The following is a 13,278-nucleotide window of genomic DNA, read 5'->3' as shown; positions in this document are numbered from 1 at the left end:
TCTACTGCGCTAAACCGGCGGAAGCCCCCTCTTTTAAGAGCACCCGCCCGCCCCGCGAAAAGCTCCACCGGCCCGCAGGTTCGGGTCGAACCGTTTATGCGTCCCAGCCCGCAAAGACCCCCTTCTGTGCCGGCTCGCTCCGCCGCACGCTTGGTCGCTCGGGCGCCACGCAAGCGTTAATTGTCGGCGCCCGGAGGCGGGTTGTCACCTTTCTTAAACAGGTACACGCCGTAGCCCAACGTGTGGCGGCCATGCCGCAGGTAGGCGGCCATCCACGCACGCCGCTTGGCGAGCGCGCGGGCGACCGACTCGGTGTCGGCCGTCGCGTCGTCGGCCGCTCCCTCGAATCCGTTGACGCCCGCATGCTTACGACGCCGCGCCGCGCGGCCCTCGACCACCCGCTGGCGGGCCCACTCGTAGTCGTCCCACTCCTGGTCGCAACTCGTCCAGGCGCCCAGGGCTGTGAGCCCCAGCTCGGCGCCTGTCATCACGTTCGCGGCGTGTGTTTGATCGTCGGGCGGCGCGGGGCCGAGCAGCCGGCGGTACTCCGGCGGCGCGGGTTGCTTGAGGTACTTGTCGGCGATCAAGATCAGCCCGCCCGGCTCGACCAGCTCGGCGAGCCGCTCGAGCGCCCCGCCGAAGGCGTGGGGGCCGTGGCCGAAGGCGTGACTGGCGCCCAGGCAGAGGGCGAGGCCATACGCCTCGCGCTCCAGGTCGAGCACCGTCACGTCGGCGAGCACAAACTCGAGCGCGCCGTACAAGATGCGCGACACGGCCCGCCGCCGCGCCTCTTCGAGACAAGCGGCCGAGGTGTCGACGCCCATGCCCGTGAGCCCGTGCCGCTCGTGCAGCCGGATCAACACTTCGCCGCAACCGCAACCGACATCGAGCACCCGGGCCCCGGTGGGCAGCTCGATGGCCGAGAGGCAACGGTCCATGCTCGCCTCGCTGAGCGGGGCGTTCCACAGCAGTTCAAGCATGAGAAGATCGCGCGTCGGAGAAAAGCTTAAGCGGACCGATGTCGCGGCGGGGTCTTTCCACCCCACGCACGCCACACGATCGCAATGTGCCCACGCCTCTCTCTGCCGCTATATTCTAGCCTATGCCGAATCCCGCATCGAACTCAACCACCGTTGGCGTCGATCGGCGCTCGTTGCTGATCGCGGTCGCCGCCCCGTCGGCCGTGGTGGCGGCCGACCTGCTGACCAACGACTACAACGTGTGGAGCGACGCCCTGCGCGTCGACGCACTCAGCTTCGCGCTGCTGGTCGCGTTGAAGATCGCCTTTCTGGCCTGGGCCGTAGGGCGGGGCGTCGCGCGGCCTGTGCTGCGGGTCGTGGTGTTTGTTTGGGCGGTGGCCCTCGTCGACTTGGGCGTTTACGTCCGATACGTCTCGACCTCTTTCGACTCCGCGTCGACCGCGGCCATCGTGCTTGCCCAGGCGGGGATGCTTGTCTTCTGGTCGATCCTCAGCGAGATCCGTTGGGTCTGGCGGCTGCCGATCGCCTGCCTGTCGATCGCGGCGATCTTGCCGGTGGCCTTCCACCCCGACACAGGGTGGAGCTACGACGCTTGGCCGCTCCTGCTCACTGTCAGCCTGCTCGGGCTCGGCGTGGCGTGCGTCGCGCTCCGCTGGCGCGGCTGGCGGCTCGCCGACGTCGCTGCGAGCCGCGATCGCACTGAAGTGGTCGGCGTGCGACGCGCCTCGCAGTTTGGCGTGGTTCACATGCTCCTCTGGTCCTCCGCGCTCGCCCCCCTGTTCGCGCTGCTGCGTGTGAACAGCGAAATGATGGTGCGGTCCTTGGGGAGTTTCGGAGTCTTCGGCAGTGAGCTCTTATACGTCCTGACGATCAGCACGCTGATGACGCTCGGCTGCTTGGTCGTGATCTGGGTCGTGCTGGGTGGGGCCCGCTTGTGGCTGCGGCTGCTGGTTGCCGCCGTGTTCTTCGCGGCGATCTCCGCCCCGTTGATCAATTGGTCGGCAGAGATATGGGGACGCGCCAGGACAACCAACTGGTACCCCGCTTGGCGGAGCATCGACAACCTCCTGCACGACATGCACGAGTATTGGCCCTGCTGGATGGTGCTAGCTTACGGCTCGCTCGCAGCGCTGCTGTTGTTCCTCCGCACCAGCGGCCAGCGGCTGCGGCGCGGGGCGCCGGCGGAATAGTTGACCGTCAGCAACCGAACCGAGGTTGTCGCAGACACTCCCCGCCGTTCTCACAGCATCTCGGCTCAATGGCTTCCGCTCCCCCCCGTCACGCCGGCCGCTCGAAGGATAGCCCGATCGTTCGGCGAAAAGCGCTGGGCCCTTTGCGTCTCTGCCGGCTGTCTTGGGTCGTCCTGGCGTTGTCCACTCTCGCGATGACGCTCGTCGTGCTCCCCGGCAATACGAGACTCTCAAACGAATACGGGAGGTACCAAGCCTACGGTAGGTCCGCGGGCATCGGGCCGCCCCCATGGCTTGAAGGCTATCGCCAAGTCACCGTGTGGTCACACGGTTGGCCCCACGAGTATCTCCGTAGGGAATTCTCACTACCAGACGAATTCTATTCGCCCGGGCCTCCCGTCTCCTGGTGCATTCCTACGGCCTGGTTCTCCCACACGAAGCTCTACTACTTTAGCCTGTCGGCTCTTGCCGTCGATCTGTTGATCGCCGCGGCGCTGGTGGCGGCGGTGGTCGCGTTGTGCGAGTGCTGGCGACGCCGTCGCCGCGGCCGGGGCTTTGTGCTGCTCGACCTACTGGAGCTGACGACGCTGGTGGCGCTCACGCTGGGGTGGCGCGCAACGCACCTGCACGACCAAGCTCGGGAGAACGCCGCGCTCAAAACGATTCGCCAGCCGACTGGGCCCGCACGAGTGGCATGCCGGCATGAGCTCCAATGCCCTGAAATCCTATCTCGCCTCTTAGGCAACCCGCTCTTGGTGCCCTTTTGCAATCACGTCGTAAGTTTGTCGACAACGGATCCCCATCTCACCCAATCGGACCACGACGCGATCAGCGAAATGCGGCGATTGGAAAGCTATCACGGCAATGGGGCCTACCCCGCCAAACTACCCTCCATGGAGCTACTCGACGCCCTCGGAGAATTGCCGAGGCTGACAGAGCTTTCTTGGGGCGGCGAGCCTGAGGGCGGATTCGCCGCCAATGTACAGAATCGATTGCAGGGCGAATGGGGCGCCGAGGCTCCCGGTCTTGAGCCGATCGCCAAGCGCCTTCCGCGACTAACCAGCCTCAGCCTGCAACATCTCTCGATCGACAAGGACGACTGGCGCGCGATTTCCTCAATGAGGCGGCTCGAATCACTTGAATTGAGAAGCAAAAACCTGTTTGTCGAAGACCTAGAGCCGCTCGACAACCTGCCCGCGCTCAAAGAAGTCCGACTGCACATTGTCGCGACGGACGAAGAATTGAGCGATTTCGCTAAGGGCAAACGCTACGAGGTGCTGTGGGAGAGTCGTGACACCGACGAGCTCTGGGACGTGACACGCCATCGTATCGATCGCTGGCTCGGAAGGGAGCGCTACTACCGAAGGCGTTCGGGGCCGATCTATAGCCTCGAGCTCGAAGGCGTCCATCTCGACCGGGAGATGCTCCGGCGCCTGCCAGACGACCTGAGCGCGGTGAAAGAGCTCTACCTGGGAACCTTCGACTCGCAAGAAACGGCGATCGAACTCCTCAGCCGCTGCGGCGAACTCCATTGGTTCGAGTCGTTCAAGACATCTTTCTCCATGAGCGAACTGAGCCACTGCCGCTTCTCGAACAAACGCCTCGAGTGCCTGACACTCAAGCAAGGATCATTGAACCTGGAGGAATGCGTTCGGATTGCTTCGTCGATCAGGCCTGAGCAATTCTTCTTGGTCTCGTCGACCCTCACCCCCGAAGACGTCTTGTTTCTAGAAAAGGCGTGCCCTCCCAAGGTGCAAGCCTTAGTCGAAGACTCACAAGAAGAGCTCATCCAATCGCCGCGTCCCGAGCCAACGGGGCCCGATCCGTTTGAAGGCGCCGATCCGTTTGGAGGATTCTGATTCTCTATCGCTCAGTGAACCGCGCCGCATGCACAAGTGATTGTCGGGGTGCGCAGCACATGAGGCCAAGGCGGTTTCGCAGCCGGGCGTCCCGTGGGTTTCGCACCGCGTCGCGGCATGATGAGAGTCGGTGAGACGCCGCGCCGGCTCAAAAGTTGGCCCAAGAATAGTTTTGCGCGACTTACGTCGATTCCTCGACGGGCGATTCTTGCCGCAAGGCGTTGCCCGGCGGGGCGTTAGAACAAAATGGCGTTGGCCTAAAAATGACTTCTGCGCGCTTGGCTCAAAACGCTTTGCAGAAATTTCGCGTTCGATCGGCTATCAAGATAATTGGGCGCCGCAGGGGGTCGTTTTCAGTGGCCGGGTTGCGTTCTGATGGAAGATCGCATGGTGTCGAGACGCTAGGTTGCGTTTTTCGGCCGACGGCTGGCGCGAATCCACGCGGCGACTTTTTTGCAGCGACTCTCGGCAAACGATTCTCAACGAATATTGGCCACTACGATTTCTCGCCACGGCTGGCGTCTTCACTCAACCTTCCACCGCTATGGCTGACGGCATGAAACCTCTTGGCGTGGCGGTCGTGATTCTGGTGGGCCTGGGGGGGTCGGCTGCAAGCGCCGCCGAGCGCGCGGCGCCGCCCACGTTCAGCGAGGAGGAGCGGGCCGTCTTCTTCGACGACGCGTTCGCGGCCCTCGAGGGCGAGCGGCCCGACTACTCGGCGCCGGCGGCGGAGCAGCCCACGGCGATCGCCCCGGCGCCGGCGACCGCTGGGGCGTGGGGAGATTGGATCGCCGCCGACGTGGTCGAGACCGAGATCAAACGCCAAGCCGCCGCGATCGCCGAGGCGACGCGCTCCGAGCCGGCGTTCCGCGCCGGCGGTTGGCGACAAACGCGCGACGCGGCGGCGCTGCTGGGGCTGATGTTCCGTGTGGCCGCCGAGCACGACGAACCGGTCCGCTGGCAAGCTGTGGCGCCGCGCTGGAGCGTCTCGTTCGCCGGCGCCGCGGCGGAGATCGACAGCGGCGCCCCCTTCCAACGAGCCGAAGCCCTACGCGACGCGCTCGCCGAGCTCGTCCGCGGAGCTCGCCCCGAGCCGCCTGTCACCAGCAACGGGTCGCCCGCCGGCCGCGGCGTGCTGATGCGGCGGATGGAGCTGGCCACGGGCGAGCGGCTGCCGGAGACGCTCGTCGACCGGCGTTCCTGGCGTCGCGGCGCCGCCGACGCCCGCCACGAGGCGCAGCTGCTGGCCGTGCTAGCCGAGGCCCTGCTCGCCGAGGGGCTCGAGGACGCCGACGACGAGTCGTACGCCGCCTACGCCCGACAGCTCCGCGAAGCGGCCAGTTCGCTCGCCACGGCGGCCGAGGGCGAGGACCGGGCGGCCGCCGCGACCGCTCTGGAGGCGTGCCAGCGGTCTTGCGCGGCGTGCCACGACGACTATCGCGGCTGAAGCGGGGCTCCCTGGGCCACGCAAACGCTGCTTTTTGAGGGTTCGAGTGGTTTTCTCGGAAAAAGCCATCCTGAGGGCGAACCCACCGGCGCCGGCGCCGGTCTCAGGGGGGACGCCGCGTGGCGAGGGCCCCGATTGCAGATCTCTCTGCTTGACCCCGCCCCGTGAGCGTGAAATGCTTGTGTTGGCCCCATTTGGGCCGCACCGGGGCGTCGGCCTGTGCCGATGTTCCGTCAAGAGTTTCCATTTGCAGTTCTCTCTTAGCCGCGCCAAGTGCGCAGCGAGGGCCGAAATGAGCACGATCATCAACCAAATCAACTCGATCCAAGTCGCCGCGATTCGCGGCATTGGCGCCGCTGTTACGGCGATCGGTTGCACGGTGATCGGCGTCTCGGCGTCGTTGCGCGCACTCTTTGAGCGTTCCCATGTGGGCGTGATGCGCGGCGGCTGGCTATCGGACGGTTGGCGCGGCGCAATGCCGTGCCCGGCGCCCGCGGCGGCGTGTTGTCGGCGCAGTGCAGCACGGAGCGTCTATGACGTATCCGTAGCGGCGCTCGTACCGGTCAAACGCGTACGCCGCTCCGGATCATCGCGCGACTCGGTAAGTCGCTCGATCGTCTCCTAGAGACGGGCTGAATCGACGGGCTCCTCACAAGCCCCCGACATCCCGACCTCACCCGAGACGACCCGGCGCCCCGCCCGGCCCCCGGCCTTTGCGCGTGTTTCCGCTTCAGGACTCACACGCTCCCAGGCCCAAGCCGTTGGATCCGCGCCTCCGCCGTCGCCCACCCCGCCACGCCCCTGGTCGCTCCGTTTAGAGAGCCGCCAGCTTCCCAGCACACCGCCCGCCGGCCGCTAGTCGCCGCGGGCCCCAGGCGAGAGAGAACTATGGCTACCGCTTTCGAGACCGAAACGACTTTCCAGCTGGACGACCGGTTGGCCGATCCGCTGACCGAGATGACCACCGAAGAGTTGGTGCTCGAGGCCCAACTGGGCGACCGGGCCGCCTTCGGCGAGCTCGTCACACGCTTCGAGGGGATGGTGCAGAGCGTCGCGATGCGGCGACTGGGCGACCACGCCGAGGCGCAGGAGCTCAGCCAAGAGGTGCTCATCAAGGCGATGGAGCGGCTGCACCAGCTCAAGGAGCCGGCCGCCTTCGGCGGGTGGCTGCGGCAGATCACCGTGCGGATGGCGATCAACCGTCAGGTGCGTCGTCGCCGGCACGTGTCGGCCGAGCCGCAGACGCTCGAGGCGGTTTGCGTCGAGCCCTCGACGCCGATCGACTTGGCGCTGACCGTCGAGCGGGCCGAGCAGGTGCGCGACGGCATGGGCCGGCTCGGCGAGATGGACCGCAGCACGCTCGAGGCGTTCTACATGCGGGGCGAGTCGCTCCTGGAGATGAGCGACGCGTTCTCGGCGCCGGTCGGCACGATCAAGCGTCGGCTGCACGTGGCGCGCAAGCGGCTGGCGGTGGAGCTCGCCGAGGCGTTCGCCGCGGCCGACGAGTCGCCCGAGCTGCTCAGTGCCTGAGACGCCGCGTCGGCCGGGTGGTTGGCTGGTGTTAATCGAAACTCCCCCTCGCGCCCGGCGCGGGGGCCGAGGGCTTGTCCGCCCCTAGGCCCCTGCGCCGGGTTTTGTCGTGTTGGGGGGCGTCGCCCGGGGCTGCTACAATCCGAGCCTCGGTGAGCAAGCGGTCGCACCCCTCAAGCCAAGGCCTCGCGTGGCTGTCGTCGCCTTCTTTTGTCTCATTGCCGTGTTCTTCGTGACGGTCGCCGTGCTCGGCGGCCGGCAGGCGAAGCTGCGCAGCGAGAAGCTCGCGGGGCTGGCGGGAGAGTTGGGCTGGAGCTTCGAGCCATCGGCGAATCGCCGGCTGCCGCACCGCTACGAGCCCTTCCGGCGATTCTCACAGGGGCACTCGCAGCGGATTTTCAACACGCTCGCAGGAACCGCGGCGGCGATGGGGGAGGAATGCCACGCCTGGACGGGCGACTTCCTGTACAAGACCACGTCGCGGCAAGGGAAGAAAACCACGACCCACACACACCGCTTCAGCTACCTCTTGCTCGAGCTGCCAATCTCGCCGGCGCCGGAGATGGCGGTCCGCGGCGAGGGGATGTTCGACAAACTCGCGGGCTGGTTCGGGATGGACGACATCGACTTCGAGTCGGCGGAGTTCAGCGACCGGTTCCACGTGACCGGCAGCGACAAGCGTTTCACATACGACCTGATGCACCCGAGGATGATGGAGTTCTTGCTCGACGGGTCGCCGCCCGACATCTCGCTGTCGGGACGCTACTGCCTGCTCACCCGCCGCAATGGCCTCTGGGAACCCGAGGCGTTCCGCGCGACACTCGCGTGGGCCGAGCGTTTTTGCCAGCTGTGGCCCGAGCACGTGTTGAGCGAGCTGCGCGCCTGAACCCGTCGCTTATCCTCTATCGCCCGACGAGACCGATGGAAGCCGCTATCCCCCTGCTCCTGCTGCTGGGCGCCGTGTTGGCGGCGCCGTTTGTTTGGTTCCTGATCAACTACAACCGCTTCGTGACGCTCAGGCAGCACTTGCGGGAGAGCTGGTCCGACATCGGGGTCGAGATGCAACGCCGCTACGACCTGATCCCCAACCTGGTCGAGACGGTCAAAGGCTACGCCTCGCACGAGGAGCAGGTCTTCCGCGAGACGGCCGAGTTGAGAAACCAAGCGATGCGGAACCACGGCTCGGCGACCGAGCAAGCGGTCGACGAGTCGGCGCTCGAGATCGGCGTCGGGCGGCTCTTGGCCGTGGCCGAAGGCTATCCCGAGCTGAAGGCCGACACCCACTTCCTGGCGTTGCAACGCGAGTTGTCGAACACCGAGGACCGCATCGCCGCTTCGCGGCGGTTTTACAACGGCAACGTACGGGAGCTGAACGAGCTGCGCGAGCAGTTCCCGGCGAGCCTTGTGGCGGGCGTGATGGGCGTCGAGCGGGCGAGCTACTTCGAGCTGACGAGTGAAGCCGCTCGTCGGGCTCCCGGCTGGGCCAACTGATCCCCACCGCGGGCGTTGGTTCCGTTGAGGTCTGCTCGTCGTGGGTGCGTGCGGCCGGCCGGGCCGCCTGCCGATGGGCGTTGCTACAATTGGAGGGTCACCGGCCCATGCGGGCCGGTGTTTCTTGCTCCCCAGCCTAGGCAGCGACCCGTCATGCTCAGCCCCATCCGTGAATTCGCCGCGCGGTTCCGAAGCCACTGGCGGCTGCTGTCGGTGCTGCTCGTGGGGGCGTTGGCGCTGTGGGGCTTTCTCGAGCTCGCCGACGAGGTGGCCGAGGGCGAGATGCAAGCGCTCGACGAGCGGCTGCTGCTCGCGCTGCGCGACGCCGACGACCCGGCCGAGCCGGTCGGGCCCCGTTGGCTCGAAGAGCTGATGCGCGACTTCACCGCGCTGGGGGGCGTGGGTGTCACGACGCTGATCACCGTGTTCGCCGCCGGGCTGCTGTGGCTGCAGGACAAACGCCGTGTCGCGACGCTGCTGCTGGTGGCCGTGGTGGGGGGCACGCTGCTCGGCCTGCTGCTCAAGAGCGGCTTCGACCGCCCCCGCCCCGACCTCGTGCCGCACGGCTCGCACGTTTACACACGCAGCTTCCCGAGCGGGCACTCGATGACCGCGGCGGTGGTCTACCTGACGCTCGGCGCCACGGTCGCCGCGGCCCAGCGGGGCCGCCGCTTGCGCTGGTTCGTCATGGGGTCGGCGGTGCTGGTGACCGTGGCCGTCGGCATGAGCCGCGTGTACCTGGGCGTCCACTGGCCGACCGACGTGCTGGCCGGCTGGGCGATCGGCGTCGCGTGGGCCATCGTGAGTTGGCTGGCGGTCACGACCCTGGCCCGCGGCTGGGGCGAACGCGGCGACGGCGCGCCGTGAGCCCTCCTGCGGCGGGTAAACGATGCGACCGGAGCTGCTTGCGATACGTTGCGGCGCGCCGGCAACTCCGGTAGCCAGCGCACGCGGCCCGCCTCAGCCTGCCCGAGGCGATGGTTTACGGCCGCGAGCGATCAGGCAAGCGCCAGCCATGACGAGGGCGGCCAAGCTGCTCGGTTCGGGAACCAGCAGGATCGCCCCCATGTCGCTCCGAGAGAAGCTGAATTCGAACGGCGTGCCGTCGAAGTAACGGCCGGAGAGCATGCCGGACTCGGGCGTGAGCAGGCCGAGCGGCTGGCTGAAGTGGGAGCCAATAATGCGCACGAACGCCGAGTCGATGACTTCGATGTCCGCAGCGGCGCCAAAAAACTCCCCGCCAAAGATGTCGACCGACGCCTGCTCGAAGGCGAACAGCCCGTTGAAGTCGTCGCCGGTGAACGACCCGCCGTGGATCGTGGAGAGACTTTCGCCGCCCGCGTCGAAGCCGTCGTCGAGGCCGTTGAACTCCCCGTCGAAGATCTCGACATCCGCCAGGTCGGTCGCCAGGAAGCCGAAGGCCCCGTCGAATAAACCGCCGTGGACTTCGACGGCGGACGAGCCGCCCGCCTTGAAGGCGTCCTCGTCGCTGGTGAAGCTGCCGCCATCGATGCGGACCTCGGCGTTTCCGGAGGACAGCGCGCCGTTCACGACGCCGCTGAAGGCGCCATCGGTGATCAGGACTTGGGCTCTGTCGATGGCGCTAAGCCCCGATACGTCGCCGCTCATGTCGCCGCCGGTTATGTCGACTGTCGTGTCGTCGCTGGCCCGGACGCCGAAGCTACGGTCGTTGATTCCAGGAAGGGGATCCGGCCGAGAGATGATCGATCCGGCCGAGACTTCCAGGCGCCCGTGGCCGGTGAGCTGGACCCCGGTGTAGCCTTGGACCGACCCGCCGGTGAGTTGCACGAGCGACGAGCCGCTGACTTCGACTCCCGGCGTCCACCTGCCGCTGTCGGCCACGGCGCCCGGCGCCAGCTCGAGCGAGGTCGGCGCCCCCCCCGAGGCGTTCTCGACACGGAACACCGACTTGCCGCCCGCGCCGGACTCGACGTGGCTCAGCCCGTCGTCGAGGCGTCGGATACGGGTGACGTCGCCGCCCTGGGCGGCGTTGATGAACGGCAGGTACGAGGAGACCCGCGTGCTGACCGCCATCTCGCCCCAGCTGCCATTGGTCAGCGCGGGGGAATCAACGTCGGTCGAGGGCGTGCCCGGCGGGTGGTAGATGAGCACGTTGACGCCGGCGACCCGGTACTCACCGAGTGTGTCCTGGATGAAAGAGGGGCCGCCCGAGTCGCCGCCGCCGAGGCCGATCTCGTCGGCGCCGAAGCCCAGATCGGCGGCGCCGATCTGGGCGCTAAAGTCGTTGGCGGCTTGGCCGCTGTCGAAGTCGAAGGCGAGGGTCCGGGGAGCTATTGGGTGGAACAATGCGGCGAGTTGCTCGCCGGTCGCCTCGTAGCGATTCAGCCCGGCCCGTTTGGCGCCGTCTGTGTGCGTGCCGCCGGTCGGCCCATGGCCGGTCTCCCCGTAGCCCGCCGCGATGACCGTCTTGCCGATCTCATCGGCGCCGGTGTACAGGCCGTAGCGCGGCGCCGCGGCCGGGGCGGGCGAGGCCAATTCGAGCACGGTGAGGTCGTCGATGGAGTTTATCAGATCGTAGCCGGGGTGGTTCGCGTAGCCCGAGACCGGCACGGTGACCCGCCCGCTGGGCAAGTCGAACTGAATCGTGGCGTCGATAAAGGACGTGTGGTTGAAGCCAATGCCGCCGGCAAAGACATGAGCGGCGGTGAGGATATGGGTGTCGTCGATCAACACGCCCGAACCAACGAAATCCGACTGAACCCGCACCACGCCATCGAGGTTCAGGCCGAAGGCCGGCACGCCGGGTGCTACGACGTGGGTCCCGTCGCCGTCCGAGGTGACAACGCCCCACGCCTCGCCCGGCACGATCGCGCTCGCCGACGCCAGCAAAACGAATATTCCAAGAGTCGCCAAGCGGAACGGATTCAGAGCGGGGCCGTTGAGGCGCACGCGCGCACGGCTCGAGTCGCGTCGATTGAGATTGTTCACAGTAGCTGCCCGTTCGTTGGCCCTTAGCAAGACGCGGCGTCAAGCGAGTCGTTGCGAGGAGAGGAGACTGTTAGGCGCCGTGCTTGCTGGACGCAGCGACGAAATGCGTCTTCCGGATGCGATCGCAGACCGGCACGGACGCGCGCGTCCGTGGGGGCAGTATATTTGGGGCGGACGACCTTCGTCGCTGATATGTCTGTCAGAAGCGAATAAAAACGATATTTCCCGCAGCGAGGGGGGCTAGAGATCCCCGCCAGGGGGTAGTGCCGACGGGACGTCGGATTTGGGCCTCGGCCCACAAAAAAACCCCGACCAAACTTGGTCGGGGTTTTTGATGTTTCCCAGAGCAGTGAAACGCTCACTTGCCCGGCATGTGCTCGATGATCTTGTCGACCATCTTGTACTCGAGCGCCTCTTCGGCGGACATGAAGTTGTCGCGGTCGGTGTCTTGCTGCAGCTGCTCGAGCGTCTGGCCGGTGTGCTTGGCCAGGATGCCGTTGAGCTTGTCCTTGGTCTTCTTGTACTCGGTGGCGTGGATCAGGATGTCCTCGGCCGTGCCCTCCATGCCGGCGAGCGGCTGGTGGATCATGATGCGGCTGTTGGGCAGGGCGTGGCGTTTGCCCGCGGCGCCGGCGGCCAAGAGCACGGCGCCCATGCTGGCGCACTGGCCGAGGCAGTAGGTCGACACGTCGCAGGTGACGAACTGCATCGTGTCGTAGATCGCCATGCCGGCCGTGACGCTGCCGCCGGGCGAGTTGATGTACAGGTGGATGTCGCTCTTCGCGTCGTCCGACTGCAGGTACAGCATCTGGGCGACGATGTTGTTCGCCACCTCGTCGTTGATGCCGGAGCCGAGGATCACGATGCGATCCACGAGCAACCGGCTGTAGATGTCCATCGCCCGCTCTTCGCGGCCGCTCTTTTCAACAACGTAAGGAATGAGGGGCATGAGGGGAGTCCGTTCTTGGTTCCGTCCGGAATGGCTGGGTGAGCGTGACGTGCGTTGGGGAATGGGGAAGGACGAATTCGGAATGGCGGTGAGAACGTCGCTCGGGCGACGGGCCCGTCATCCGTGTTTCGGCGTTCCTCAGTCGTCGTTGTCTTCCTCAGAGCCCGGCGGCTTGATCAAGATGTCGTCGACGATGCCGAAGTCCTTCGCTTCCTCGGCGGTCAGGTAGTAGTCGCGGTCGCACGCCTTGAGGATCTCGTCGGTCGTCTTGCCGGTGTGGCCGGCGAGGATGCCGTTGAGCGTCTCGCGGGTCTTGATGATCTCGTTGGCCTGGATCTCGATGTCGGAGACCTGGCCGCCGACGCCGCCGTGCGGCTGGTGGATCATGACCTTCGAGTGCTTCAGGGCGAAGCGTTTGCCCTTCTCGCCGCCGGCCAAGAGGACGCTGCCGCCCGAGGCCGCCAGGCCGACGCAGTACGTGGCCACGGGGCAGGAGATCATCTGCATCGTGTCGTAGATCGCCAGCGTCGAGGTGACGCTGCCGCCGGGCGAGTTGATGTAGAAGTGGATGTCCTTGCGGCGGTGCTCGCTCTGCAGGTAGAGGAGCTTCATCACGAGCTCGTTGGCGTTGCCGTCGTAGATCTCCCCCTGCAGGAAGATCACGCGGTTCTCCAGGAGCAGGTCGCCGAGCGTCATCTGACGCTGACGCTGGTAGTCGCGCGCGGCGCGGGGCGACGTGTAACCGGCGGCCGCCAGCGGCCCATCCATGGGAGCGAAATGATCGCCCATAAGTTATCTCCTTATAAAACGGCCGAGTCTGTCGCCCCGCATCTCGGGACACGCTGCTCGGGCGTAGCTGGAC

The 13,278-nt window shown here is 66.5% G+C and carries 12 protein-coding genes; 8 read left to right on the top strand and 4 right to left on the bottom strand.

Annotated elements, in window-relative coordinates; all coding sequences use genetic code 11:
- Positions 1-176 precede the first annotated feature (176 nt).
- Complete coding sequence (locus Mal64_RS11785; protein WP_146400338.1) at positions 177-980, bottom strand: SAM-dependent methyltransferase; 804 nt, start codon at positions 978-980, stop codon at positions 177-179.
- 122 nt (positions 981-1,102) lie between these two features.
- Here Mal64_RS11785 and Mal64_RS11780 point away from each other — a divergent pair, with 122 nt between their 5' ends.
- From Mal64_RS11780 to Mal64_RS11745, 8 genes are all read left to right on the top strand, one after another.
- A complete protein-coding gene (locus Mal64_RS11780) occupies positions 1,103-2,170 on the top strand; it encodes a hypothetical protein (protein WP_146400336.1) in 1,068 nt (355 codons plus the stop codon).
- 194 nt (positions 2,171-2,364) lie between these two features.
- The gene (locus tag Mal64_RS11775; protein ID WP_146400334.1) at positions 2,365-4,029 is read left to right on the top strand and encodes a hypothetical protein; all 1,665 of its coding nucleotides are present in this window, start codon (positions 2,365-2,367) and stop codon (positions 4,027-4,029) included.
- A gap of 556 nt (positions 4,030-4,585) precedes the next feature.
- Complete coding sequence (locus Mal64_RS11770) at positions 4,586-5,476, top strand: cytochrome c (RefSeq protein WP_146400332.1); 891 nt, start codon at positions 4,586-4,588, stop codon at positions 5,474-5,476.
- A 292-nt stretch (positions 5,477-5,768) separates the two neighbouring features.
- Positions 5,769-6,101, top strand: coding sequence for a hypothetical protein (locus tag Mal64_RS11765; RefSeq protein WP_146400330.1), 333 nt, complete (start codon positions 5,769-5,771; stop codon positions 6,099-6,101).
- 263 nt (positions 6,102-6,364) lie between these two features.
- Positions 6,365-7,006 carry an RNA polymerase sigma factor gene (locus Mal64_RS11760; RefSeq protein ID WP_231993688.1) on the top strand — a complete coding sequence of 214 codons (642 nt, stop codon included), beginning with the start codon at positions 6,365-6,367 and terminating at the stop codon, positions 7,004-7,006.
- 190 nt (positions 7,007-7,196) lie between these two features.
- On the top strand, positions 7,197-7,892 hold the full coding sequence (locus Mal64_RS11755) for a hypothetical protein (protein WP_146400328.1): 696 nt from the start codon (positions 7,197-7,199) through the stop codon (positions 7,890-7,892).
- Positions 7,893-7,927: 35 nt separating this feature from the next.
- Positions 7,928-8,497, top strand: coding sequence for a LemA family protein (locus Mal64_RS11750; protein ID WP_146400326.1), 570 nt, complete (start codon positions 7,928-7,930; stop codon positions 8,495-8,497).
- A gap of 153 nt (positions 8,498-8,650) precedes the next feature.
- Positions 8,651-9,364 carry a phosphatase PAP2 family protein gene (locus tag Mal64_RS11745; protein ID WP_146400324.1) on the top strand — a complete coding sequence of 238 codons (714 nt, stop codon included), beginning with the start codon at positions 8,651-8,653 and terminating at the stop codon, positions 9,362-9,364.
- Between the two features lie 93 nt (positions 9,365-9,457).
- Here the strand turns inward: Mal64_RS11745 and Mal64_RS11740 are convergent, their stop codons facing one another.
- The 3 genes from Mal64_RS11740 to Mal64_RS11730 all read right to left on the bottom strand — a co-directional run bounded on the left by Mal64_RS11740 (position 9,458) and on the right by Mal64_RS11730 (position 13,184).
- A complete protein-coding gene (locus Mal64_RS11740; RefSeq protein ID WP_197525687.1) occupies positions 9,458-11,467 on the bottom strand; it encodes a trypsin-like serine protease in 2,010 nt (669 codons plus the stop codon).
- Between the two features lie 358 nt (positions 11,468-11,825).
- Positions 11,826-12,416, bottom strand: a complete 591-nt coding sequence (locus Mal64_RS11735) for an ATP-dependent Clp protease proteolytic subunit (RefSeq protein WP_146400320.1) — start codon at positions 12,414-12,416, stop codon at positions 11,826-11,828.
- 138 nt (positions 12,417-12,554) lie between these two features.
- On the bottom strand, positions 12,555-13,184 hold the full coding sequence (locus Mal64_RS11730; protein WP_146400875.1) for a ClpP family protease: 630 nt from the start codon (positions 13,182-13,184) through the stop codon (positions 12,555-12,557).
- Between the last annotated feature and the right edge of the window lie 94 nt (positions 13,185-13,278).

Origin of the sequence: Pseudobythopirellula maris, assembly GCF_007859945.1 — a bacterium.
In the GTDB taxonomy this organism is placed as follows: domain Bacteria; phylum Planctomycetota; class Planctomycetia; order Pirellulales; family Lacipirellulaceae; genus Pseudobythopirellula; species Pseudobythopirellula maris.
Note: the sequence above shows the minus strand (reverse complement) of the source record. Positions and strands in the feature narration are given on the sequence as shown.